Origin of the sequence: Shimia sp. MIT910701 (assembly GCF_047126315.1) — a bacterium.
Classification (GTDB): Bacteria; Pseudomonadota; Alphaproteobacteria; order Rhodobacterales; family Rhodobacteraceae; genus Shimia.
Genome location: NZ_CP138953.1, coordinates 3,271,715 through 3,294,218, shown reverse-complemented (window position 1 = coordinate 3,294,218; position 22,504 = coordinate 3,271,715). Strand labels below are relative to the sequence as shown.

Below are 22,504 nucleotides of genomic sequence, written 5' to 3'. Positions count from 1 at the left end.
TTTGCTCTCCTTACCACATCAACTTGCGCATGTCGCCAAGCAGGGTTTTCAGCGTCACGGTGAACCGTGCGGCCAATGCCCCGTCGATGGCGCGGTGGTCGTAGCTGAGCGACAGTGGCTGCATCAGGCGCGGTACAAACTCTTCGCCGTTCCAGACCGGTGCCATTTTGGAGCGGGTCAGGCCAAGGATGGCCACTTCCGGTGCGTTCACGATTGGGGTGAAAGATGTGCCACCGATGCCGCCGAGGCTGGAAATGGTGAAGGTCGCGCCCTGCATGTCGCCGCTCTTCAACTCACCTGCGCGGGCTTTGCCGGACAACTCCATGAGATCTTTGGAGATTTCGACAATGCCTTTGCGGTCAGCGTCTTTGATCACAGGCACAACCAAGCCGTTTGGCGTATCTGCCGCAAAGCCGATGTTGTAGTAGTCTTTCTTGATCAGCTTATCGCCATCCGGATGGATCGACGAGTTCACTTCCCAATGCTGTTTCAGAGCCGACACAGATGCTTTGATCACAAAGGACAGCAAGGTCACGCGATAGCCGTCTTCCTTGGCCATCGTGTCCATTTCCTTGCGGTACTTGTCCAGGTCGGTGATGTCCGCTTCGTCGTTATGGGTGACGTGCGGAATGTTGAGCCAGCTGCGGTGCAATGCCGGACCAGACAGTTTCTTGATGCGCGGCATCTCGACATCTTCGACCGGACCAAACTTGGAAAAGTCGACAGCTGGGATCGGCGGAATGCCCATGCCGCCCTGTGCCGGACCACTGGCGGCAGGCGCCGCTGCCGTGGAACTTTTCAGGAAGGCAGTTACATCTTCACGCAGGATACGGCCTTTGCGGCCGGACCCGTTTACTTTGGCCAAATCCACGTCCAACTGCCGTGCAAAGGCACGCACAGATGGGGAGGCGTGGGTCTTGCCAAACCCGGCATCGGTGACCGCCGCCGGAGCGGGGGCTGCTGCAGGAGTTGGTTCTGCGGCTGCCGTCGCAGCGGCTTCCGCTTTCGGGGCCGGGGCTTCCGCTGCTGCGGTGCCTTCTGCTTCCAGCATCAGGATCAGCGACCCTTCGGATACGGCGTCGCCTTCGGACACTTTGATCTCAACCACTTTGCCAGCCGCAGGGGACGGCACTTCCATAGTGGCCTTGTCGCTTTCAACTTCGATCAGCGGGTCTTCGGCTGCGACCACGTCACCGGCGCTGACCAGGACGGAAACCACTGGAACATCAGTGAAATCGCCGATGTCGGGAACTTTGACTTCAATTGCCATTGCTAATTCTCCTCTCTTCCCGATCACACCAGGCGCGGGTTCGGCTTGGTGCCGTCGATGTCGTATTTGGCCAGTGCGGCCTCAAGGTCTTTCTTGGTCACAGCGCCCTCTTTGTAGAGGTCCACCATGGCTGCAGCTGCGATGTGGTTAGCATCGACTTCGAAGAAGCGGCGCAGGTTCACGCGGCTGTCGGAACGGCCAAAGCCGTCTGTGCCCAGCACGGTGTAGCTGCCCGGCACGCAGGTCCGGATCTGCTCCGCGAAGTTCTTCATGTAGTCGGTGGCCGCAATCACTGGCCCTTTGGCTTTCGCAAGCTGTTGCGCCACAAAGGACACTTTTGGTTCCGCCAGCGGGTTCAGGCGATTGTGGCGGGCCACATCCTGACAATCCCGCGCCAACTCGTTGAAGCTGGTGGCCGACCAGATTTCGCTCGTTACACCGAAGTCCGCCCCCAGCATCTCAGCCGCCTTCATGGCCTGCACCAGAATGGTGCCGGAGCCCATTAGCGTCACGTGCTTCTTGGACGGTTTCTTTACCTCTTTGAAACGGTAGAGACCTTTGATGATCTCGTCTTCCACACCCATCGGCATATCCGGATGGGCATAGTTTTCGTTCATCAGTGTGAGGTAGAAGAACACATCTTCCTGGTCTTCATACATCCGTTTCATGCCGTGCTGCACAATCACCGCCACCTCGTGTTGGAAGGTTGGGTCATAGGAAATGCAGTTCGGAATGGTGCCAGCAAGGATGTGGCTGTGGCCGTCTTCGTGTTGCAAACCCTCGCCATTCAGCGTGGTCCGGCCCGCGGTGCCGCCCAGCATGAAGCCACGCGCGCGGCTGTCGCCTGCGGCCCAGGCCAGATCGCCAATGCGCTGGAAGCCAAACATGGAGTAGTAGATGAAGAACGGGATCATCGGCACGCCGTGGTTGGAATAGGCGGTGGCCGCCGCAATCCAATCCGCCATAGCGCCAGCTTCGTTGATGCCTTCCTGAAGAACCTGACCGTTGGTCGATTCCTTGTAGTACATCATCTGATCGGCGTCTTGCGGCGTGTATTTCTGCCCTTCCGGGTTGTAGATGCCCACCGAGCGGAACAGGCCTTCCATACCAAAGGTGCGGCTTTCGTCCGGCACAATCGGCACGATGTTCTGGCCAATCTGCTTGTCCCGCAGAAGGGTTGTCAGAATACGCACAAAGGCCATGGTGGTGGAAATCTCGCGATCCCCTGTGCCTTTGAGCTGCGCCGCAAATTTGTCCAGCGTGGGGATTTCCAACTTGGGCGATTGGCTCTCACGTTTGGGGAACTCACCGCCAAGCGCTTTGCGGCGGTCCGCCAGATAAGCTTTCTGCGCGTTGTTGAGTTTTACAAACGGCGCGTCACCCACATCTTCGTCGCTGACCGGGATTTCAAAGCGGTCGCGGAAGGCGCGCAGCTGATCCTCGTTCATTTTCTTTTGCTGGTGGGTGGTGTTCTGGCCTTCGCCAGCGGTGCCCATGCCGTGACCTTTGACGGTCTTCACCAACAGACAGGTCGGTTGACCTTTGGTGTCGCTGGCACGTTTGAAGGCTGTGTAGACTTTTTGAGGATCGTGACCACCACGACGCAGGGACCAGATTTGCTCGTCGGTCCAGTCTTTCACCAGCTCGGCGGTCTCTGGGTATTTGCCAAAGAAGTGCTGGCGAATGTAGGCGCCGTCTTTGGATTTGAAGGTCTGATAGTCGCCATCAACGGTTTCGTCCATCAACTGACGCAGCTTGCCGGAGGTGTCTTTCTCCAACAGTTCGTCCCAGCCTTTGCCCCACAGCAGCTTGATCACATTCCAGCCGGCGCCGCGGAAGTCACCTTCGAGCTCTTGCACGATCTTATGGTTGCCGCGCACTGGGCCATCAAGACGCTGCAGGTTGCAGTTCACCACAAAGATCAGGTTGTCGAGGCCTTCGCGTGCAGCGAGGTCAATGGCGCCGCGGCTTTCCGGTTCGTCCATCTCGCCATCGCCAAGGAAGCACCAGACCTTGCGGTCGGCCATGTCGATCAGGCCGCGGTTGTGCATATATTTCATGAACCGCGCTTGGTAGATTGCCATAAGCGGGCCAAGGCCCATGGAGACGGTTGGGAACTGCCAGTAGTCCGGCATCAGCCACGGGTGTGGGTAAGAGGAAAGACCGCCACCGTCCACTTCAGAGCGGAAGTTTTCCAGCTGCTCTTCGGTCAGACGACCCTCCATGAAGGAGCGCGCGTAAATACCAGGGATCACGTGGCCCTGGAAGAACACCAGATCACCACCGTGGATCGCAGATTTGCTGCGCCAGAAGTGGTTCAACCCTATATCATACATCACCGCAGAGGAGGCGAAGGAGGCGATGTGGCCGCCGTATTCGCTGCTCACTTTGTTGCGGCGTACCACAGTCGCCATGGCGTTCCAGCGGTTGATGGTGCGGATGCGCCATTCCATGTCCAGATCGCCAGGAAACTCTTCCTGATCGTCGGTTGGGATGGTGTTCTGATACGGCGTTGTTGCCGAGAAGGGCAGGGTGGCTCCGGCGGCGCGGGCTTGCTGCACCGCTTTGTCGAGCAGGTAATGCGCTCTGTCTGGTCCATCCCGCGCGATGACATCCTCAATGGCGTCCTGCCATTCTTGGGATTCTACCGGGTCGATGTCTGGAAATTCATTCGCCATGCGGCGCTCCTCCACTGAAATCCGCGTTTCGATCCTTATAGTTTAATATTAAACAATTGAGCTAGTGCGCCAAGTGCATGGGTCCCATGCGTGTGGCGCAAGGCTCGGTCAAAAGGATATTGGGGGAGTGTAACGCAGTTTGCAGACAAAAAAACAGGGACCCGAAGGTCCCTGTAAGTCACTAGAATTAAAGAGTTTGTCAGTCTTCGTGAGGAAGTACCAAGTTCAGCACAATCGCGCAGAGCGCGGTTGGTGCCACAGCCGAGGTCATCAGTGTTTTCACAACACCCGGCAGATATTGCACGGCAGTTGGGACAAGGTTCAGACCCAGACCAACAGCGAGCGACACAGCGATGATCACCATGTTGCGGCGGTTCAGTTCCACTTCGGACAGCACGTTCAGGCCGGCGGAAGCCACCATGCCAAACATCACAATCACACCGCCGCCCAGCACGGGTAGAGGCATGGAGGCGATCACGGCGCCGACCTTAGGCATCAGGCCGCAGAGGATCAGGATGATGCCACCGATGGTCACCACGTGACGGCTCATCACGCCAGTCATGCCGACAATGCCCACGTTCTGCGAAAACGACGTGTTGGGCAGGCCGCCAAAGACGCCTGCGATGGCTGTGCCCAGACCGTCAGCATAGGTTGCGCCCTGGATCTCTGCGTCGGTCGCATCGCGGCCAGCACCGGCTTTGGCGGTGGCGGAGGCGTCGCCCACGGTTTCAATTGCAGACACGATGGAGACCAAGGTCACGGCAATCACTGCGCCGAGGCTGAATTCAAAGCCATAAGGCAGAGGTTTGATGCCGGTCACCCAAGAGGCTTTAGAAATAGTGCTTTGGAACCCCTCGATGGTAATTATGCCTACGAGGAATGCCATCGCGTACCCCACGATCAGGCCCACCAAAATGGCCGCACTGGACAGAGTTCCTTTGGTGAAGAACTTCAGTACCAGAGCCACAACCACCACGGTCAAGGCCACGGTCCAGTGCTTCAAGGAGCCGAAGCTTTCCGCTTCCATCTGGAATTGTGCGGCGCCACCTGCGGCGTATTTGATCGCAACCGGAATGAGATAGAGACCAATTGCCAGGATCACCAGACCGGTGACCAGCGGTGGGAACAGCCAGCGCAACTTGCCAATCACAGAGCCAAGCGCAAAGTGGATGACGCCGCCAATGATACAGGCGGTCAGAGCGACGCTGAGACCTTGGGTGGCCGCAACGCCAGCCAGCACGCCAACAAAGGCAAAGCTGGTGCCCTGCATGATTGGCAGGCGCGCGCCAACGGGGCCGATCCCTACGGTTTGGAACAATGTTGCGATGCCGGCAAATAGCATGGCCATCTGGATCAGATAGACCTGTTCAGCACCGCCAAAAGCGAGGCCGGCCGCGCCAGCCACAATGATGGATGGGGTTACGTTTGAGGCAAACATTGCCAGAACGTGTTGGAATCCCAGTGGGATTGCCTGCCCCAATGGGGGCGTGACGTTTGGGTCGGAGTATTGTCCGGTCCCTTGTGTTTCCTGAGCTGTCATAGTGTCAGCCATGTCCTTCTCCTGTCGGTCGTAAAGCCCTGCCGCTTCATTTGGCGAGCAGCTTCGGGCGGTTTGGTCAGGGGATACCTGACCCATGGTTTTGATCCGCTACCACCTGGTATGCTGTGTCGAACCAAAATTCTTCGAGGTTGGCGCCGTCGCCAATGCGGTCCACCACGGCAAAAAGGCCGGGGGCTGCAAGCGGGGTCAAAACGCCGTGCCATGTGTTGCGATGGAAGTTGATGGCTTGTCCCGGCTGCGTCTGAAACGCCATGGGGGTATCCGGCTTGCCGCCCAAATCTTTGGCAACAATCACAAGGAATGCGTGTTCGGTCATCGGAATGAAAGCCTGACTTCCGTCCGGATGGCGCTCAACCATATCCAGTGTGTAAGGTAAGCTGCGCGGCTGTGCGTTGAACAGGCTGATGCCCGCGCGCCCATCGGCGAAGTCCATCTCTGCCAGGTCATGATGACGGCCACACATGCCTTGGTTGATGATCTTATCGGCCTCAGGTTTGAGGGCGATCACATCGCCAAAAGGCGCAAAAGCTTCTGCGGTTAGCGGCTGGACGACAATTTCGGTCACGGCAACAGATCCATCAGTCGGAATTCGGCAATGCGCTCAACCTGTTTACACGCTTCTGCAAACTCGGTGGCGCTGTCGTTGTCGATCCGGCGCTCAAAGGCGGCTATGATCGAGGCCTTGGTGTGGTCACGCACCGCAATGATGAACGGGAAGCCGTGTTTGGCGACATAGTCGCTGTTCAATTGGGTGAAGTTCGCACGTTCCTCATCCGTGAGCATATCCAGACCAGCGCCAGCCTGTTCCGAGGTGCTTTCGGCGGTCAGGCGACCGGCCGCTGCCAATTTGCCGGCCAGATCCGGGTGGGCGTTGAGCACGCCAAGCCGCTCTTCGTCGCTAGCAGTGCGGAAGGCACGGCAGAGGGCGTTGTGTACGCCGGCTGCGCAATCATGAGCTGGCCCCAGCTCCAGGCCATGGGCACGTTCCGCAATCCAGGCGGAGTGTTCAAAGATGCCGCCGTAGAGTTCCACAAATCGGGATTTTTTCATGGCGCTTGGCCGTTCGAAGCGTTTGTGTGGATGGGTTTGTGCCCAGTGCGCGGCAATCTCAACACGGCGCGGGGTCCAGACGCCCTCAAAGCCTTGAATGTAGTCAAGAAACTGCGCCAATCCGGCGAGTTTGCCCGGGCGGCCAATCAACCGGCAATGCAACCCGATGGACATCATCTTGGGCGCGCCCTCGCGGCCTTCGGCATAGAGTACGTCAAAGGCATCTTTGAGATAGGTGAAGAAGTCTTGTCCTGTCACCCAACCCGGTGCCGTGGCAAAGCGCATGTCATTGGCTTCCAGCGTGTAGGGAATGATTAGTTGGTCCTTGTCACCGTACTCGCGCCAATAGGGCAGGTCGTCATCGTAAGTATCTGAGATGTAATCAAATCCACCGGCTTCGGCGACGAGTCGGACGGTGTTTTCAGAGCAACGTCCCGTGTACCAACCGCGCGGGCGGTCGCCAACAACTTCGGTGTGCAGGCGGACGGCCTCAGCGATGGAGGCACGCTCCTCCTCTTCCGGCATGTCTTTGTGTTCGACCCATTTTAGGCCGTGGCTGGCGATCTCCCAATCCGCAGCCTTCATGGCAGCAACTTGTTCCGGACTGCGCGCCAGAGCGCTGGCCACGCCGTAAATGGTCACGGGGATGTCTTTGCCAGTGAACAGGCGATGCAAGCGCCAGAAACCTGCGCGCGCGCCGTATTCGTAGATCGACTCCATGTTCCAATGACGCTGGCCCTGCCATTGGGCCGCACCTGGAATGTCGGAGAGAAACGCCTCGGACGCGGCATCGCCATGCAAAACGCAGTTTTCGCCACCTTCTTCGTAGTTCAGAACAAACTGAACGGCGACTTTGGCGTCATTTGGCCATTGTGCATGTGGTGGCTTGGGGCCGTAGCCCCGCATGTCCCGTGCGTAACGCGTCACGACAAAACTCCCCTGGTTCGTGATTGCTTCGTTTTAGCTTATAAAACGCCAGGTGACTTTCCAATTTTTCTTGAAAGAGTTGTTGTTGCGAGTGTCGTTGCGCGCGCTCAATTTTTGAGCATATAGAGCCTAAGTCTTTGCCTCATATTGATTTTCTTGTAGTGCGGCCTGAACCCGTGGGGTCATAAACTCAATAAGCAGCCGTGTTTTGGGATCCTGATGGCGGCGGTGCGTGTACAGAAGGGCCATTTGAATAGGCATAGGCGGCGTCTCAGGTAAAACAGGTAGCAATGCTCCTGAGGACAGGTGTTCTGCGATTTCGAACACAGGTTTCAATGTGATGCCGTAGCCTTCCAAAGCCCAGTCGGTCAGCACATCTCCATCATCAGACTCAAACGGGCCTTTCACGGCGAAGCGGCGGGTGCCTTCATCTGTCTCTAAGGGCCACTGAAATTCCGGCGCGCCGGGGTAGCGCAGGTTAAGGCAGTCGTGGGTGCCGTTGGTCAACTCTTCGGGAGTGGTGGGTGTACTACGTTCTGCGAGATACTTCGGCGAAGCGCAGAGAACGCGTGGGCAGTCTGCAATTTTGCGGATCCGAAGGGTGCTGTCCTCAGGAACGCCCAAAAAGAAAGCCACATCAAGGCCTTCGGCGGTCAGGTCGAGTTTGCGGTCTGACAGGCGCAGACGCAGGTCGATAAGGGGGTACTCCTTTTTGAATTCCGGAATCAAAGGCGCAATAAGGCGACGGCCAACCCCCAGCGGGGCAGCAATATGCAGGAGGCCGCGCGGACTTTGCGTGATGGAGTTTACCGCTGCTTCGGCCTCGTCAATGGTTTCAAGGATCTTGCAGGCGCCGTCGTAGAAGGTGTTGCCCTGCTCGGTTGGATTGAGTTGCCGTGTGGTGCGGTGAAAGAGACGGACGCTAAGGTATTCTTCCAATTGGGAAATACGCGAGGAAGCCACGGCTGCGGAAATCCGTTGGTCGCGAGCGGCGGCGGACATGCTGCCAAGTTCGTAAACGCGGACAAAGGTGCGGATGTTGTCGATGTAGGACATGGTGATCTTCAGGCATTTCTTGAAGCTGGAATTGTATTCCACGGTATCCCAAATAAGTCGTCAATGCCAGTGTGACCGAGGGTCGGAGTATTTGGTGCTTTTCATTGCCTGACGTGCGTGCTTGAAATCCGCCAAAGTCTTTTGACGCGGGAGCAGAACGACATGCAGACAGTGATCTTTGATTTGGACGGTACGTTGGTGGACAGCGCGCCGGATATTCGCGCTTCTGTGAACAAGATGCTTGCCGAAGAAGGTTTGCCCGAACTGGATTTGCCCACTGTGATCTCTTTTATTGGCAATGGGTTACCGGTTCTGGTGCAGCGCGTGATGGCGCATTTTCAGATTGCAGAAACGGAGTTTCCTCGACTGAGCGCAAGGGTGCTGGAAATCTATAACGCGTCCACATCTGCGCAGACGGTGACCTATGAGGGGGTGCGCGAGGTTCTGGACGCCTTACGGGCCAAGAGCGTGCGATTGGGGGTTTGTACCAACAAACCCAAGGAGCCGGCGATGCATGTTCTGGAAGAGTTAGACCTGAGCAAATACTTTGATGTTGTTGTGGGGGGAGACACTTTCGAAAAGCGGAAGCCGGATCCTTTGCCACTGCTGGAAACGATTGGAGAGACGCCTATACAGGACGTGCTTTATGTTGGTGACAGCGAAGTGGATGCGGAAACAGCGCAGCGGGCGGGGGTGACTTTTGCTTTGTTTACAGAGGGGTATCGTAAATCCCCAGTCGATGACATTCCCCACGATCGGCGATTTTCATCATGGGATGCGTTTCTGGCGGTGCTTGAGGAGGTACAGTCAGTATAGGCCAAAACGCGCGAGTTCCCTCTTATTTGCGGAACTGTGACTTGCTCATTGGGGGTGGTTGGAATTAGGCTACCCTCAAACGCCATGATGCGAGGAGTTTGCTTGTGAAATCTTTTATTGTCAGTGCTTTGGCCGCTGTTTCTATTTTCATCGGGGGGGCTGTGTCGGCGCAGGTGATTGAGCTGACGCCCGCCAATCCGCAACCAACCGGCGTGAAACAAGGCCTCAAAGTCAACTACTTCACCGGGGAGCGTAATGTGCGCAACCTGAACCAAGCGAAGTCCAAAATTAAGTGGTCCAAGCCGGGTAAGCCTTTGCCTGGATTGAATTTTCCAGACAAAGGGCAGGGCGCGCCGGTGCTGACGTCGGGCAAGCCGATGTTGGTGGTTGCGGACATCAACGGGTATATCAAGTTTGATAAGCCTGGGGTCTATGACCTTGAATTCTTTAGCAATGATGGCTCTCAGGTCTGGATCAGCGGCAAGTCGGTGGCGAAGCTGAACAAGATCACACCATGTGCCAGCGCGGGACGTCCGAAGGTCAACGTGCCAAAGGCAGGATGGTATGATTTCAAGGTGTTATACTGGCAGAAAGAGGGAACCGCGTGCCTCGAAAGCGAGTGGAAAGCGCCCGGTGGGAAGCGCCAGCTGATCCCGAACAGCGCGTTTGGCTACAAGTAAACGCCGATTCAGAAAGGTTAATTGGGGGCTTCGGCCCCCTTTTTTGTGGGCAGAATCCACGTCGGTATTCTGTCGGTATCACGACTGTTTCGCGACTGTGGCGATTTTTGCACCGATTAGCGGCAGATATTCTTAATCTGTGCGTCTTTCCACGGTAGCACCACCGCGTCTGGGCGGGGCAAATTTTCGACCGGGAAATGCGGTGAGAGCAGAGATTTGAGGCGCGCGGTGCGCGGGGCCTCTGGATCAAGCAGGGAACAGCAGAGGTATTCCTCGACCACGGCAGCTTGCTGCTCATATCCGTAGTCCAGGAAGGTCGCGGCAGAGGCACCTTCGAACTGATAGGGATCGGCACCGTTCTTGTGTTCCTGCGCAGCCTTGAACGGGGTGTAGCCAGTGATCTCGCGATTCTGCCATTGCCAGACGTGCACCATTTCATGGGCAAAGAACATGGCGGCGGTCAGGTGCAGCTTCTCGGGATAGCTCGGCACGTAATCCGGGACCGACCAATCGCGGGAGGTGTAGACGTGCTCATAGAGCACAACACCGGCGGCGGTGGCGGTGATGGTTTCCTCTTTGGGCTCCGGATTGATGCGCTCGCGACAGGCGAGGCGGGGGCGTTTTTCATACTCCCACGTCTGGATGCCGAGCGGCGCGTTTTTGGTGATGCGGATCGGTTTGGTGTCGATGGTGTCGCCCAGAACGTAAGCGGTAAACGCCTGTTCCGTTTCGGTCAGGGACCGGCTGCAGGAGATCAAAGCGAGACAGAAGAAAACGGGCCAGATGCGCATGAGGGGGAGACTAGCAAAGCGCCTTGCGGTGGCAAGGTGGGAAATCACAGAAGGCTGTCGATTGTGCGGCCCAAGCGGAAAGGTGCCGCAAAGGCTACAAGGCAGAGGGCGACGATTTGCAGGATCAACAGGGCGCGGCCGGATTGCAGGCGCTGCCACGCGTCGCGCAGGGCGGTGATGTCCTCGATCAGCGTGTCATAGGTGAGCGCCAGCACGCGGTAGTCGGCGGCGATTTCCGGGCGGGTGGGGGCGATGGTTTCCACCGCCATGATGGTGGGCACGTCGCGGGTGTCAAAGGCGAGGAATTCGGCCATCTCCAGCTCGGCGGCGGCTTGGGACATCTCGGCGTGGTCACGGGCGCTGCCAAACAACAGGGAGATGCCTTCCAGCGGGGCGGCACGTTCTGTGATGGTGAGGAACAGGGGCAGGGCGGTGTTTTCCGCGCTTGAGGCAGAGAGGAATTCGACCTTTTCGCAGAGCGTGGTCAGGTCTGCGTCGGTTGTTTCCGCGCAGTAGCGCAAGCGGAAGCGGGCGGCGTCGGTGTCAAAGGCGCGCGACGCGGTGTAGGCGACGGTGATCTGGCGGTTGAGGGCTGTGCTGTCCTCTTGATAGATGCCCGCCGCGATGGCGACCACGGCGCCAACCCCGCCCAAGGCGACCCAGATCACGTCGGCCATGAGCCAGGCTTTGGTGTCCTCGGTGCGGCGAAAGAGCGTTAGCGCGCCGAGGCAGCCCAGCAGGAAGCAGGCGAGGATCAGGGGCAGTTGGTAGGTTTGCAAAAAGGCGGCCATGAGGGCAGCTTAGCGGCGAATGGCTGAAACAGGGATCACGGCTGCGTGTCGGTCGCGCGCGTTATTTAGGCGTGGTGACCAAGCGGCCGCCGTTCATGCACTCGGTGAAGTGGAAATCGTAAAACTTCTGGTCTTGCGCGGCCCCGGCGGCGGAGCCAATGGCGCCACCGACCACGGCGCTGCCAAGCGCGTCGCGGTGATCGCGAGTGCCGATGTAGCCGAGGCCGTAGCCCAGTTGGGTGCCGGTTTGCCCGCCTTGCACACGGCCGCGCATACCGGCGGCGGCGCGGGCGTATTGGTCACAGAAGAGTTCCGTGCGCGGTTGTTTTTGCCCCCACTGGTGCGTGCCTTTGTTGGTGTTTAGGGACGGCTGATTGGAGCGCTGCTGGCTTTCCGGGGACATGAAGTTGTTTTGATGCCGCGCGGAATCCTTGCGGGCTTGGGCCGTGGCGTCGGGGACGGGCAGCAGGAGGATGAGGGTTAGGGTAAGGGCAGGGCGCATGGGGGGAGTTTGGCAGGGTGTGGCGTGTTCCACAACCTAATGCGGAATGCAGAGCATTCCGCCGCGCCCGACCCTCCCCCATGGGGGGTGCCTATCCTTCAGATTCTGCCCGTTCATTAGACTTGCTCGAGCTCCAGATCGAGCCTGCGGCAAACCCCAAGAGTGCTGTGAGCGTTTGTTTGCTCCAGTCCAAATTTGAGTCGTCATCGGTAAGGAAGAACGTAATAACACTAACTGACAACACAGCGACAATGATGCCGACAGACAAGAAAAGGATCGCCGCCTCTCGTCGCCAACGGTGGTCGATCGATTTCTTTTTGTCGACCTCTTCAAGGGAACCGAGCGAGTGAACTACGAGTTCACTCGCTTCTTTTCCGATATCCACCTTTTCAGTTGTTGTTTGCTTTTTGGCGGATATACTTTGTTCCTCAGCCGAAGTTTACAAACTCGCGTTCCTTGCGAGTGTCTTCAGTTTCAGACCATGCGCCAACATGCATGCCGTCTTCTTTTGCGTCTCGGGCGGTAGAAAGAAGTTCTATCGCCAATCTAAAGACATCGGCTTTGCTACGGCCCGTGGCTTGAGATATTCTTTCGATCTCACCGGCCAGGCGTTGCGAGACGTCAACTGTGAAGCGAAATTTTTGATTGTCGTTAGCAGACTTAGTCATGTGCCTACCTTTCCAATAAACTGAAGCACCAGATTGTGCCTATCTTATATAGTTAGTTCTTTAAGCGTTGCTTTATTAATTCAGTAAAATTTCTGTGAATCATTGAGCTACCTCCCTGTTGTTGCTGGGGCTCTACGCCTCTCTACACGGGTATTCAAGCAGAAATGTGGCAAATATCAAGAAAAAGTACAGAAATATTACTGAAAAAACATTGACCGAACGCTGGCTGCACGCGTAACCTAAAAAATGGAGGAGAACGACCAGCGGGGAGATTCGTGCTATGGTGGAAATGGACATGGTTTTGGAGAGCGTAATTGAAAATCGCAGCACAACAGGATGACGAAGGCCCGCATGAAGCAGTCGTCTTTGAGCAAGATGTTTTGGTAAAGATCGATCAGCTGCCTTTGGGGAAGCAGCAAGAAATTAGTAAGGGGTTTGCCAGTGCCTACGGCCGCGTGCTGGAAAATTTAGCGTTGATGCAGGTCCAGACCTTTTGGAGCGAGAAGCAAAGCCATTTGCTAAATCTCTTTTCCAATCATGGCACGAGAGTAAGCGTTGCGGGCTATGCATTTAATCTGAGAGTTTGTGCGGAGACATTCAGCTGGAAGGTATGGTCGATGAGTGTATGCGACGGTCGCAGAACAATACCGCTTTAGTTCCTCAAACATCCAGCTCCTCCACAAACCGCGCGTTTTCCTGAATGTACTGGAAGCGCTTCTCCGGCTTTTTGCCCATCAGATCGCCGACCAGCGCGTCTGTTTCGCCAGGCTCGTCTTCGTCAATCGTCACACGGATGAGCTTGCGGCTGCCCGGGTCCATGGTGGTTTCTTTCAGGTCTTTGGCGTCCATCTCGCCCAGACCTTTGAAGCGGGAAACGTCGATTTTGCCTTTGCCGCCAAGGCCTTTTTCCAGCCATTCGTTTTTCTCTGCCTCGTCCACACAGTAGACGCGTTTGGCGCCCTGGGTGAGGCGGAAGAGCGGGGGGCAGGCCATGTAGAGGTGGCCGGCGTCGATCATTGGGCGCATTTGGGTGTAGAAGAAGGTCATCAACAGCGCGGCGATGTGGGCGCCGTCGACGTCCGCGTCGGTCATGATGATGACCTTGTCATAACGCAGGTCGTCGACGTTGAATTTGGTGCCAAGCCCGACGCCAAGCGCCTGGGTCAGGTCGTTGATTTCCTGGTTGGTGCCGATCTTGGAGCTGGCCGCGCCCAGAACGTTGAGGATTTTACCACGCAGGGGCAGGAGCGCTTGCGTCTTGCGGTTGCGGGCCATTTTGGCGGAGCCGCCCGCGGAGTCGCCCTCCACGATGAACAGCTCGGTGCCGTCGCGGTTGGTGGCGGAACAGTCCACCAGCTTGCCGGGTAGCCGGAGTTTTTTGGTGGCGGTTTTGCGGGCGGTTTCTTTCTCCTGACGGCGACGAAGACGCTCTTCGGCGCGCAGCACGAGGAAGTCGAGGATGGCGCCGGCGGATTTGGTGTCGGCCGCCAGCCAGTTGTCAAAGTGGTCGCGCACGGCGTTTTCCACCAGTCGCTGGGCCTCGACGGTGGCAAGGCGGTCTTTGGTCTGGCCGACAAACTCCGGTTCGCGGATGAAACAGGAGACAAGTGCGCAGCCGCCGGTGATCAGGTCGTCGCGGGTGATCTGCGCGGCCTTTTTGTTGTTGATGAGCTCGCCATAGGCCTTGATGCCCTTGAGCACAGCGGCCCAGAAGCCAGAGACGTGCGTGCCGCCTTCGGGGGTGGGGACGGTGTTACAGTAGGACTGGATGAAACCGTCGCGCGATGGCGTCCAGTTGATGGCCCATTCGACCTTGCCGGGGACGTTGAAGCGCTCTTGGAAATCCACGGTGCCTGCGAAAGGCTGCTCGGCGTAGGTGGTCGCCTTGTCCATGGTTTCTTTGAGGTAGTCGGACAGACCGCCGGGGAAGTGGAACGTGGCCTCGGTTGGGGTCTCGCCGTCGTCAATCGCAGTTTTCCAGCGGATTTCGACACCGGAGAAAAGGTAGGCTTTAGAGCGGATCGATTTGAACAGGCGGGCCGGTTTGAAACGGTGGGAGCCGAAGATTTGCTCATCCGCGTGGAAGGTCACCGTGGTGCCACGGCGGTTGGGGGCGGCGCCGATTTTTTCGACCGGGCCTTGCGGGATGCCACGGGAGAAACGCTGTTCAAACAGGGTTTTGTCGCGTGCAACCTGTACCACCATCAAATCCGACAATGCGTTCACAACCGACGCGCCCACACCGTGCAGACCGCCCGAGGTCTGATAGGCTTTGCCAGAGAACTTACCGCCCGCGTGCAGGGTGCAGAGGATCACTTCCAGTGCGGATTTGTCCGGGAACTTGGGATGCGGGTCCACAGGGATGCCCCGGCCGTTGTCGCGGATGGTGATCGAATAGTCCTCGTGCAGTTCGACCTCAATGCGGTTGGCAAAGCCTGCAACCGCTTCGTCCATCGAGTTGTCGAGCACCTCGGCGACCATATGGTGCAGCGCGCGTTCGTCCGTGCCGCCGATATACATGCCAGGCCGTTTTCGGACAGGTTCCAGTCCCTCAAGGACTTCAATAGAGGAGGCGTCGTAATCGGTCGGCTGTGTTTCGGCCAGAAGGTCGTTGGGCATTCGCGGGCTGCTCTTGTTGATGTTGCTTGGCGCGCATTATGGCAGGGGTGTGCGGCGGGGGGAAGAGGCTGCGCGCAAGAACGGGCAGGCCGTTTGTAGTTGGGCTGTCAGTCACGAGTGGAGAAACAGGCAGATGGTCTTGAGAGACGCGGATTGCCTCGGATGGGTCTAAAGAGTGGGCGCGATAGCTGGTTAGTGCAATGTTTACGCCCACGTGGGCGCACCGTTGACCGAAGTATGGTTGGCCTGACTTTCGGCGGCTCGTCTCACGAGGTAGCTTTGGCAAGGTTTGGAGGCCGGTTCAGGTAGCAATAGAGGTTGATGGAACGTGATGATTTGCTTTGCCAGCGCGGGAATCAACCCGGCTAGATTAAAGGAACTCTCATGACCCCATCAAGGCGCATCATTGCCGTCGCGATCTTTGTGCTGTGCGCATTGTTTATTGTGCGCGCAAACACGGATGTATTTGTGGATCGCTCGGTTCAGAGCGTTGGCGAAAGGTCTGTGGGAGAGGACGCTGCAACCTATGAAAGTTACCTGCGCGCGCAGGGGTATTATGTTCAAATTTTTGAGGATGGTGACTGGAAGAGCGACCTTCAATTTGCTTTCCCGACGTCGCTGTTTCTGGAACAGGGACACAAGGTACGGGCGTCCTGCCCAGAAGTATCTTGCACATATGTGTCCGGTAGGAAGATCGTCGGTCCACTGGGTAAATTAACCCAGTTCGAACACGTTTACCATGTGGTGTTTGCCAAACGGGATGGCGTCATTGTGTCGGTATTCTTTGATACAAGCCCATGGCGGTATCGAAAATGGGCCTAGATATTCGAAGTCGCGCGGGCGAACCGTTGGTGCCGAAAATGCGCCTACCGGACAAGGAGGGACATTGGGGATGTGTCCGGTGGGGGCGAGATCACGTCAGGCCGTGACAGAGGGGCTGGAGGTCACATGGACAGATAGTTGTCCGCAAGCGAGTCACGGTATTTGTCGATCCACTTGGTGTTGATCGCCGCGATGGTTCCGTCTGCTTCCAACTCGGTGAAGCAGCGGTCAAAGGCCACGGACATGTCCGGATCGCGGAAGTTCATGGCGTAGTTGGAGGGTTCAAAGATGGCGCGGAACTCCAGCGGTTGGCTGGCGTCTACGCCTGCGGAGGAGCTGGCGTCGCGCAGGCTGGCGGCGTAGGCGGCAAAGAGCATGCCGTCGCCCAGGGTGCCGTCGACGCGGCCGCCAAACAGCAGTTTGGATTGGGTTTCCTGGTCGGCCATCTCGCGGTAGGAGCCAAAGGAGCCTTGCGCGTCAGACAGGCCGGGAAGGATGCCGGAGGCACCTTCAAAGGCGGCGATGCTGAGACCGGCGAGGTCATCCAGCGCGCCAAAATTGTTACCAGAAGAGGCGAGATACGACACACCGTTCTGATAAGCGATGTAAGGCGCGCTTTGGGCGCCGTCCATCGGCATACCCATAGGCACGGTCATCACCGCGTCGCCGGTGCCGCCTTCGTAGGTGGCCCAATGGGGGGTGAAGGGTTGCACCACATAGTTCACCTCGTGGCCGCAGTGTTCCATCACACGGGTGACAATTTCGGCCTCGCGGCCTGAGCCGTCGGCGTAGACCATGGGGGGCAGATCTGCCGCCAAAATGGTAACGGTGTCGGCGATGGCAGCGCCGGTGGAAACGGTCAGCGCAATGGCAGAAACCGTGGCAGTCATGAATTTCATTTTGGGTAGCCTCCGAGCAATTCCTACAGCAGCCTAGGCACCCAAGTCTTAACGACATCTTAGCGGGAAATAGGTTTTATTTCGGGTCGTAAACTTATCTAAGTGTCTGTTTTGTATGAAATGTACAGGTATTGTTTTGTCGGGGCGGTTTGTGACAGTTGGAGACAATTCTAAACAATGCAGTTGTGAAAAAGGCGACCGGACTGGTCGCCTTTTGGAGGGAGGAGTGTGCTTACTGCCCCTTGAGGAGGGTCTCAAACCGCAACCCAACTGCGGTGCGGGCCGGGAAGCCTTTCCAATAGGTGTGGTCCGCTTTGAAGGTGCCGTCTTCTTCTGCCGAGAACAGGCCGTCTTTGGCGTTGGGGACAAGGTCGAGATAGGTGGCTTTGTCGCTGTCGCCTTTCAAATGCAGGTCCAGAAAAGCCGTGGCGAAGTGTTGGGTGATGTTGTTCATGCGTGTGGTGTCCCAAACCGCGTCTGCATAGTGGTCAAACGGTGGGAAGCCGAGGGTTTCGGAGGGTTGCCAACTGGCCATGGGGGCGGGGATCGGTGCGGCGGCGTTGTGGTTGGCGTTTTCAAAGGTGAGTAGGTGGCGGTCCGTGCCTGTGGCGTGTTCGAAGATTTCGCGCATGGCCGGGTAAATTGAGACATCATCCACTTCGCCCGCCATCAGGAGGGTTGGTTTGCGCAGGCCCGCGAGGCCTGCGTCATCCCAAAGGCCGTAGTTGCGCCCCCAGGGGCCAATAGAGATCAGCGCTTTGACGCGCTCATCAATCAGCGCTTCGTGCGTGTCCGAATTGCGCACGTTGTGCAGCAGAGTGCCTTGCGGCGGCGCAAAGGGCGCGGCTTCGACACCGGGGGCAAGGCCCGCGCCGCCGAAGATCAACGCGCCATAGCCGCCCATAGAGTAGCCAATCACCGCCGCCGTGTTGGCATCGGTGATCGCGCCAATGGGGCCGTCGAGCGCAGCCATGCTGTTGAGGACAAACTTCTGGTCAATGGGACGGTTGAGCAGGGTGGAGCCAAATGCGGTTTGATCAGCGTAGGTGCTGTCGGTGTGATCGATGGAGGCGACCACGTAGCCCTTAGACGCGAGGTTTTCGCCCAGATGGGAGAGCAGGAGGCGGTTGCCGGGGTAGCCGTGGGAGATCACCACCAGCGGGAAAGGGCCGTCTGCTGTGGGCGTGGCGTCGCGCGCGGCGCGGCCGGTAAGGGTTGCCGAGAGGGACGGGTCACGCAGCACGGTTTCATAGGTGCCGCCTGGTGGGGTGTCTGCCGCGGCGGGATACCAGATCTCTACGGTCAGGGCGCGGTCATAGTGCGCGAGCGTGTCCTCGGTCGAGTTCAGCACGTCGATCTGATCCGGGTGCACAAAGGTCCGCGTTGTGACGCCAACTGGCAGGGTACCAAAAGGGGCAAGCTCCGGGGCGTCGGGGCGGATCAGGTCAATGCGGTCTTGAGCGGAGAGGGATGTGGCTGCGAGGGTCAGTGACACGGCGAGCTTTCGAAAATGGGAGAGAGAAGTACCAAACATGAGCGTCCTCCAATGACTGGCGAAAGTCTAGGGGCACGCAGCGTCTCGATCTACTGCAGCGTGCAATAGGGACGTGGGGTCATTGTGTACTTTGGTGCACCGAAGAGGGGGTGCAAGGCGCCGTTTTTTGTTGGGAATTTGCTGCAAAACAGAAGATTCAGTTGACGTGCATCAAAGAGGAATTTTGCGCGGCGTGGTAGGTCCAACCCATCTCAAGAAAAGCAAGAAAGGAGACGCTTATGGATGACCAGTTGGACGGTGTGGCTCAGGTAAATGACGGTGAAATCAAGGACGTTGCGGAGGCAGCGGATGCAGAGGTGACGGGTGCCGAAAACGAGCCAACGGCGGAGGAGTTGCGCCGTGCGTTTGAGAAGGGCGAGTACCCTTACGCGACCAAATTGTCCCGCCGGTCATACGAAAAGCAGAAGGCGCAGTTGCAGGCAGAGCTGCTGAAGGTGCAGCTTTGGGCGCAGGAAACCGGGCAGAAGTTTGTGATGCTGTTTGAGGGGCGGGATGCGGCCGGTAAGGGCGGTACGATTAAGCGGTTTACTGAGCATTTGAACCCGCGCTCGGCGCGGGTGGTGGCCTTGAACAAGCCGACCGATGAAGAGCGCGGCCAGTGGTATTTTCAGCGCTATATCGACCATCTGCCGACATCTGGCGAAATGGTGCTCTATGACCGCAGCTGGTACAACCGCGCCGGTGTGGAGCGGGTGATGGGTTTCTGTGAGCCCGGCGAATACCTGGAGTTTATGCGGCAGACGCCCGACCTGGAACGGATGTTGGTACGGTCCGGCATTCGGCTTTACAAATACTGGTTCTCGGTCACCCAAGATGAGCAGAAACGCCGCTTCAAGAGCCGCGAAACCGATCCTCTGAAGCAGTGGAAGCTGAGCCCGATTGATAAGGCGTCGCTGTCCAAGTGGGACGATTATACCGAGGCCAAAGAAGCGATGTTCTTTTACACCGATACGGCAGATGCGCCGTGGACGGTGGTGAAATCCAACGACAAGAAGCGCGCGCGTTTGAACTGTATGCGGCATTTCTTGAGCACGCTGGACTATCCCGGCAAGGATCACAGTATTGTGGAGCAGGCGGATCCGTTGATTGTGAACACCGCAAGTCATGTGATCCATCAGGCCGATCACATTCTGGGGGCAGCATTGCACCCGGATACTCGAAAGCCGCGCTAAAGCGCGGCGAGCAGTTGCGTCAGCGGTTGTAGTTTTTGGAAGGCGGTCTCGAGCTGGGGCACGAGGCCGCCTTTTGTTATGTCGCTTTCTTTATAGTCAAACCAGACGGTACAGCTTTTGCGTTTCAGCAAGGCGGCTTGTGGATGGTCTTTGTCAAAGGGGGCGGGGACACGTTTGAGCTCCGGGTCGTCCATTCGGGCCCCTTGGGCTTTTAGGTCAGCGATAGCATCAGAGAGCTGTGCACCCTTGGGGCCATCGACAGCGGCGTGCCAGTGGGTCATCTGGTCTTTGTCAAATCCCATCATGCCACCGCCCACAGACAGATAGTCCCGCCCAATACCAAAGAAATAGCCGACCGGCGGCGTGGACCACAGCATGTGCAGATGCAGGTGGTAGGGCGTTTTGTCTTTGGAAAAGCGCACGTCGCGGTGCGGACGGAAGAGTTTGGTGGTCGGCACTTGGCCGGTTTGCTTTTCAAGCGAGGCCGCCACAGTGTCGAGCAAAGCCAAAGCGGGCGCTTTGAGCTGGGTCTCATAGGTGGGTTTGTTTTCGTTAAACCAATCTTTGGTGTTGCTGTCGGCCAGCGCGTTGAGAAAGGCGCGGCTGTCGGAAATCAATGTGGCAAAGGGATCGGCGGACATGGGGGAACCTTGTTCTATCAATGTGGTCTATGGTGGCAGAGGGCGGATTTTGGATCAACGCAAAGGCGGGCCTTGCTCTGCCTAATTAACAAGCTTACTGCTTGGGCATGACATCAACACAATCGACCTCCCCAATGCGGACGTCTGACCACGTTCGCGCCCTTTTGCGCATTGGCCTTCCGCTGATTGGTGGCCATGTGGCGCAGTTTGGAATCGGGTTGACCGACACGGTCATGCTCGGCTGGTATTCTGTCGAGGCACTGGCCTCTGTGGTGCTGGGCAGCACGTTTTTCTTTGTGATCTTCATTCTGGGATCGGGCTTTGCCATTGCAGTGATGCCTCTGGTGGCTGAGGCGGATGCGGAAGGGGACGAACAAGCCCTGCGGCGGGTGACACGTATGGGGCTGTGGCTGTCGGTGCTCTTTGGCGTGTTGGTGCAGCCGCTGTTTATGCTGTCCGGGCCAATCCTGTTGTCGTTGCAACAGGCCCCTGATGTGGCGGAATTGGCGCAGGCCTATTTGCGGATAGCTGGACTTGGCTTGGTTCCGGCGCTTTTGGTGATGGTGCTCAAGTCTTATTTGGCGGCGCTGGAGCACACCCGTGTGGTGTTCTGGGTCACGGTCGCGGCTGTGCCGGTCAATGCAGTGGTGAACTACGGGCTGATTTTTGGCAACTGGGGCCTGCCTGAGATGGGCGTGCGGGGCGCGGCGATTGCCTCGATCCTCGTACAGTTTGTGTCTCTGGCCGGGGTGATCCTCTATGCTATCAAAGCGTTGCCGCAGCATGATCTCTTTGCGCGCATCTGGCGGCCGGATTGGGAGGTCTTTGCCAAAGTGTTCCGGCTGGGGCTGCCGATTGGCATTACCAATCTGGCGGAAGTGGGGCTGTTCTCGGCCTCCTCCATTATGATGGGGTGGCTTGGCACGGTCACGCTGGCGGCGCATGGTATTGCCCTGCAACTGGCCAGTCTGGCCTTTATGATCCACTTGGGGCTGTCCAATGCGGCGACCGTGCGGGCAGGCAATGCTATGGGGCGCAAAGACGCGGACCATATGGCGCGCGGGGCCTGGGTGGCGATCGTGGCGTCGCTGCTGATGGCTTTTATCGCCGTGGCGATTTTCCTGATCTTCCCGGAGCAGCTTTTGGGCTTCTTTATTGATCCCGAAGAGGTGCAACGTGAGGCGATCATCGCCACAGGTGTGACGCTCTTATATGTGGCGGCGTTGTTCCAGGTGATGGACGGGGCGCAGGTGATGGCCTTGGGGCTGTTGCGCGGCGTACAGGATACCCGGGGGCCCATGGTGATTGCTGCGGTGAGCTATTGGATCATTGGCGTGCCAAGCGCCTATGTGCTGGGCTTTACCTTTGGCATGGGCGGCGAAGGTGTGTGGCTGGGGTTGGTCTGTGGTCTGACCGCGGCGGGCATCCTGCTGATGTACCGCTTCTGGGTCACGGACCTAAACCGCCTGCGAAAGCGGTTCCAAGAGCAAAAGGCGTCGGCTTAACTCCGACGCCCCACATTCTCATTCCACAAATATCCTGGGGCGTCCCATCTGTGATGGGACGGGGCAAAGCCCCTTCTACTTTTTGCCTTTGAGCAAACGGTCCGCCTTTTTGCGCACCAGGACCGAGCGCAGATCATGCATCGCCAGCAGCAATGTGTCGGTGATTTGCTCCAACTGATCCGGCGTGGCTTTGGACTGCACCCACTGAGACGTCAGGTTCAGGTGGTCCACCGTGCGCAGGATGTCGTCCACGGTGCGCTGGTCCAAAAGCGCGCGGCGCTCGGCCATCCAGGCGTTGATTTCGGCCTTGTCTTCCTTGGTCAGCTTGGTGTCCCCATGGGGTTTCACATCGCCGTTCTTGATGTTGACGACCGCGATCTGATCCATTTCGATCCGGCGCTGGCGGTTCTCCGTGTCGACACGGAACACCACAGCGCCGTTTTCGCGGACGCGGAAGTAGTAGTCTGGCAGGTCACTGGTCATGGGCCACCTTTGTGTCTG

Annotated in this window: 22 protein-coding genes; 6 read left to right on the top strand and 16 right to left on the bottom strand. The window is 57.7% G+C overall.

Going from position 1 to position 22,504, the window contains the following annotated elements:
• Positions 1-10 precede the first annotated feature (10 nt).
• The 6 genes from aceF to SIB38_RS15955 all read right to left on the bottom strand — a co-directional run bounded on the left by aceF (position 11) and on the right by SIB38_RS15955 (position 8,542).
• Positions 11-1,270, bottom strand: coding sequence for a dihydrolipoyllysine-residue acetyltransferase (gene aceF, locus SIB38_RS15980; protein WP_294114377.1), 1,260 nt, complete (start codon positions 1,268-1,270; stop codon positions 11-13).
• A gap of 23 nt (positions 1,271-1,293) precedes the next feature.
• On the bottom strand, positions 1,294-3,948 hold the full coding sequence (gene aceE / locus SIB38_RS15975; protein ID WP_412550599.1) for a pyruvate dehydrogenase (acetyl-transferring), homodimeric type: 2,655 nt from the start codon (positions 3,946-3,948) through the stop codon (positions 1,294-1,296).
• A 199-nt stretch (positions 3,949-4,147) separates the two neighbouring features.
• The gene (locus SIB38_RS15970; protein ID WP_294114380.1) at positions 4,148-5,500 is read right to left on the bottom strand and encodes a uracil-xanthine permease family protein; all 1,353 of its coding nucleotides are present in this window, start codon (positions 5,498-5,500) and stop codon (positions 4,148-4,150) included.
• A 64-nt stretch (positions 5,501-5,564) separates the two neighbouring features.
• Positions 5,565-6,074 carry an ureidoglycolate lyase gene (locus SIB38_RS15965; RefSeq protein WP_294114383.1) on the bottom strand — a complete coding sequence of 170 codons (510 nt, stop codon included), beginning with the start codon at positions 6,072-6,074 and terminating at the stop codon, positions 5,565-5,567.
• The gene (gene puuE, locus SIB38_RS15960) at positions 6,071-7,486 is read right to left on the bottom strand and encodes an allantoinase PuuE (RefSeq protein ID WP_412550598.1); all 1,416 of its coding nucleotides are present in this window, start codon (positions 7,484-7,486) and stop codon (positions 6,071-6,073) included. Before puuE ends, SIB38_RS15965 begins: the two co-directional genes overlap by 4 nt.
• A gap of 129 nt (positions 7,487-7,615) precedes the next feature.
• Complete coding sequence (locus SIB38_RS15955) at positions 7,616-8,542, bottom strand: LysR family transcriptional regulator (RefSeq protein WP_412552056.1); 927 nt, start codon at positions 8,540-8,542, stop codon at positions 7,616-7,618.
• Between the two features lie 162 nt (positions 8,543-8,704).
• Here SIB38_RS15955 and gph point away from each other — a divergent pair, with 162 nt between their 5' ends.
• Together gph and SIB38_RS15945 are read left to right on the top strand one after the other, a co-directional pair.
• Positions 8,705-9,358 carry a phosphoglycolate phosphatase gene (gene gph, locus SIB38_RS15950; protein ID WP_294114387.1) on the top strand — a complete coding sequence of 218 codons (654 nt, stop codon included), beginning with the start codon at positions 8,705-8,707 and terminating at the stop codon, positions 9,356-9,358.
• 104 nt (positions 9,359-9,462) lie between these two features.
• On the top strand, positions 9,463-10,038 hold the full coding sequence (locus tag SIB38_RS15945) for a PA14 domain-containing protein (RefSeq protein ID WP_294114389.1): 576 nt from the start codon (positions 9,463-9,465) through the stop codon (positions 10,036-10,038).
• A 116-nt stretch (positions 10,039-10,154) separates the two neighbouring features.
• On the opposite strand, the gene SIB38_RS15940 is transcribed toward SIB38_RS15945, so the two are convergent.
• The 5 genes from SIB38_RS15940 to SIB38_RS15920 all read right to left on the bottom strand — a co-directional run bounded on the left by SIB38_RS15940 (position 10,155) and on the right by SIB38_RS15920 (position 12,790).
• Positions 10,155-10,829: a hypothetical protein gene (locus SIB38_RS15940; RefSeq protein ID WP_412550597.1), complete on the bottom strand. Its 675-nt coding sequence runs from the start codon at positions 10,827-10,829 to the stop codon at positions 10,155-10,157.
• Between the two features lie 44 nt (positions 10,830-10,873).
• Positions 10,874-11,620: a hypothetical protein gene (locus SIB38_RS15935; protein WP_294114394.1), complete on the bottom strand. Its 747-nt coding sequence runs from the start codon at positions 11,618-11,620 to the stop codon at positions 10,874-10,876.
• 61 nt (positions 11,621-11,681) lie between these two features.
• Positions 11,682-12,122: a hypothetical protein gene (locus SIB38_RS15930; RefSeq protein WP_294114398.1), complete on the bottom strand. Its 441-nt coding sequence runs from the start codon at positions 12,120-12,122 to the stop codon at positions 11,682-11,684.
• Positions 12,123-12,213: 91 nt separating this feature from the next.
• The gene (locus SIB38_RS15925; RefSeq protein ID WP_412550596.1) at positions 12,214-12,507 is read right to left on the bottom strand and encodes a hypothetical protein; all 294 of its coding nucleotides are present in this window, start codon (positions 12,505-12,507) and stop codon (positions 12,214-12,216) included.
• A gap of 43 nt (positions 12,508-12,550) precedes the next feature.
• Entirely contained in the window at positions 12,551-12,790 is a 240-nt protein-coding gene (locus tag SIB38_RS15920) for a ribbon-helix-helix protein, CopG family (RefSeq protein WP_294114402.1), read from the bottom strand.
• A gap of 314 nt (positions 12,791-13,104) precedes the next feature.
• Between SIB38_RS15920 and SIB38_RS15915 the strand changes: the two genes are divergently transcribed.
• The gene (locus SIB38_RS15915) at positions 13,105-13,446 is read left to right on the top strand and encodes a hypothetical protein (RefSeq protein WP_294114404.1); all 342 of its coding nucleotides are present in this window, start codon (positions 13,105-13,107) and stop codon (positions 13,444-13,446) included.
• A 4-nt stretch (positions 13,447-13,450) separates the two neighbouring features.
• On the opposite strand, the gene parE is transcribed toward SIB38_RS15915, so the two are convergent.
• A complete protein-coding gene (gene parE / locus SIB38_RS15910) occupies positions 13,451-15,409 on the bottom strand; it encodes a DNA topoisomerase IV subunit B (protein ID WP_294114405.1) in 1,959 nt (652 codons plus the stop codon).
• Between the two features lie 384 nt (positions 15,410-15,793).
• Here parE and SIB38_RS15905 point away from each other — a divergent pair, with 384 nt between their 5' ends.
• On the top strand, positions 15,794-16,231 hold the full coding sequence (locus SIB38_RS15905) for a hypothetical protein (protein WP_294114407.1): 438 nt from the start codon (positions 15,794-15,796) through the stop codon (positions 16,229-16,231).
• A gap of 122 nt (positions 16,232-16,353) precedes the next feature.
• On the opposite strand, the gene SIB38_RS15900 is transcribed toward SIB38_RS15905, so the two are convergent.
• Together SIB38_RS15900 and SIB38_RS15895 are read right to left on the bottom strand one after the other, a co-directional pair.
• A complete protein-coding gene (locus SIB38_RS15900) occupies positions 16,354-17,130 on the bottom strand; it encodes a substrate-binding periplasmic protein (protein ID WP_412550595.1) in 777 nt (258 codons plus the stop codon).
• Between the two features lie 232 nt (positions 17,131-17,362).
• Positions 17,363-18,664, bottom strand: a complete 1,302-nt coding sequence (locus tag SIB38_RS15895; protein ID WP_294114410.1) for an alpha/beta hydrolase family protein — start codon at positions 18,662-18,664, stop codon at positions 17,363-17,365.
• 239 nt (positions 18,665-18,903) lie between these two features.
• Between SIB38_RS15895 and ppk2 the strand changes: the two genes are divergently transcribed.
• Complete coding sequence (ppk2, locus tag SIB38_RS15890) at positions 18,904-19,857, top strand: polyphosphate kinase 2 (RefSeq protein ID WP_294114413.1); 954 nt, start codon at positions 18,904-18,906, stop codon at positions 19,855-19,857.
• On the opposite strand, the gene SIB38_RS15885 is transcribed toward ppk2, so the two are convergent.
• Complete coding sequence (locus SIB38_RS15885) at positions 19,854-20,498, bottom strand: DUF2461 domain-containing protein (protein WP_294114415.1); 645 nt, start codon at positions 20,496-20,498, stop codon at positions 19,854-19,856. The two genes, ppk2 and SIB38_RS15885, sit on opposite strands and share 4 nt — an antisense overlap.
• A 107-nt stretch (positions 20,499-20,605) precedes the next feature.
• On the opposite strand from SIB38_RS15885, the gene SIB38_RS15880 reads away from it, so the two are divergent.
• On the top strand, positions 20,606-22,003 hold the full coding sequence (locus SIB38_RS15880; protein WP_294114417.1) for an MATE family efflux transporter: 1,398 nt from the start codon (positions 20,606-20,608) through the stop codon (positions 22,001-22,003).
• A 75-nt stretch (positions 22,004-22,078) separates the two neighbouring features.
• Here the strand turns inward: SIB38_RS15880 and SIB38_RS15875 are convergent, their stop codons facing one another.
• A complete protein-coding gene (locus SIB38_RS15875) occupies positions 22,079-22,486 on the bottom strand; it encodes a hypothetical protein (RefSeq protein ID WP_412550594.1) in 408 nt (135 codons plus the stop codon).
• Positions 22,487-22,504: the final 18 nt, after the last annotated feature.

Excerpts from the sequence above, each read along its gene's own strand:
- aceF (WP_294114377.1), bottom strand. The coding sequence starts at position 1,270 with ATGGCAATTGAAGTCAAAGTTCCCGACATCGGCGATTTCACTGATGTT.
- aceE (WP_412550599.1), bottom strand. The coding sequence starts at position 3,948 with ATGGCGAATGAATTTCCAGACATCGACCCGGTAGAATCCCAAGAATGG.
- SIB38_RS15970 (WP_294114380.1), bottom strand. The coding sequence starts at position 5,500 with ATGGCTGACACTATGACAGCTCAGGAAACACAAGGGACCGGACAATAC.
- SIB38_RS15955 (WP_412552056.1), bottom strand. The coding sequence starts at position 8,542 with ATGTCCTACATCGACAACATCCGCACCTTTGTCCGCGTTTACGAACTT.
- gph (WP_294114387.1), top strand. The coding sequence starts at position 8,705 with ATGCAGACAGTGATCTTTGATTTGGACGGTACGTTGGTGGACAGCGCG.
- SIB38_RS15940 (WP_412550597.1), bottom strand. The coding sequence starts at position 10,829 with ATGCGCATCTGGCCCGTTTTCTTCTGTCTCGCTTTGATCTCCTGCAGC.
- SIB38_RS15935 (WP_294114394.1), bottom strand. The coding sequence starts at position 11,620 with ATGGCCGCCTTTTTGCAAACCTACCAACTGCCCCTGATCCTCGCCTGC.
- SIB38_RS15930 (WP_294114398.1), bottom strand. The coding sequence starts at position 12,122 with ATGCGCCCTGCCCTTACCCTAACCCTCATCCTCCTGCTGCCCGTCCCC.
- SIB38_RS15920 (WP_294114402.1), bottom strand. The coding sequence starts at position 12,790 with ATGACTAAGTCTGCTAACGACAATCAAAAATTTCGCTTCACAGTTGAC.
- parE (WP_294114405.1), bottom strand. The coding sequence starts at position 15,409 with ATGCCCAACGACCTTCTGGCCGAAACACAGCCGACCGATTACGACGCC.
- SIB38_RS15905 (WP_294114407.1), top strand. The coding sequence starts at position 15,794 with ATGACCCCATCAAGGCGCATCATTGCCGTCGCGATCTTTGTGCTGTGC.
- SIB38_RS15900 (WP_412550595.1), bottom strand. The coding sequence starts at position 17,130 with ATGAAATTCATGACTGCCACGGTTTCTGCCATTGCGCTGACCGTTTCC.
- SIB38_RS15895 (WP_294114410.1), bottom strand. The coding sequence starts at position 18,664 with ATGTTTGGTACTTCTCTCTCCCATTTTCGAAAGCTCGCCGTGTCACTG.
- ppk2 (WP_294114413.1), top strand. The coding sequence starts at position 18,904 with ATGGATGACCAGTTGGACGGTGTGGCTCAGGTAAATGACGGTGAAATC.
- SIB38_RS15885 (WP_294114415.1), bottom strand. The coding sequence starts at position 20,498 with ATGTCCGCCGATCCCTTTGCCACATTGATTTCCGACAGCCGCGCCTTT.
- SIB38_RS15880 (WP_294114417.1), top strand. The coding sequence starts at position 20,606 with ATGACATCAACACAATCGACCTCCCCAATGCGGACGTCTGACCACGTT.
- SIB38_RS15875 (WP_412550594.1), bottom strand. The coding sequence starts at position 22,486 with ATGACCAGTGACCTGCCAGACTACTACTTCCGCGTCCGCGAAAACGGC.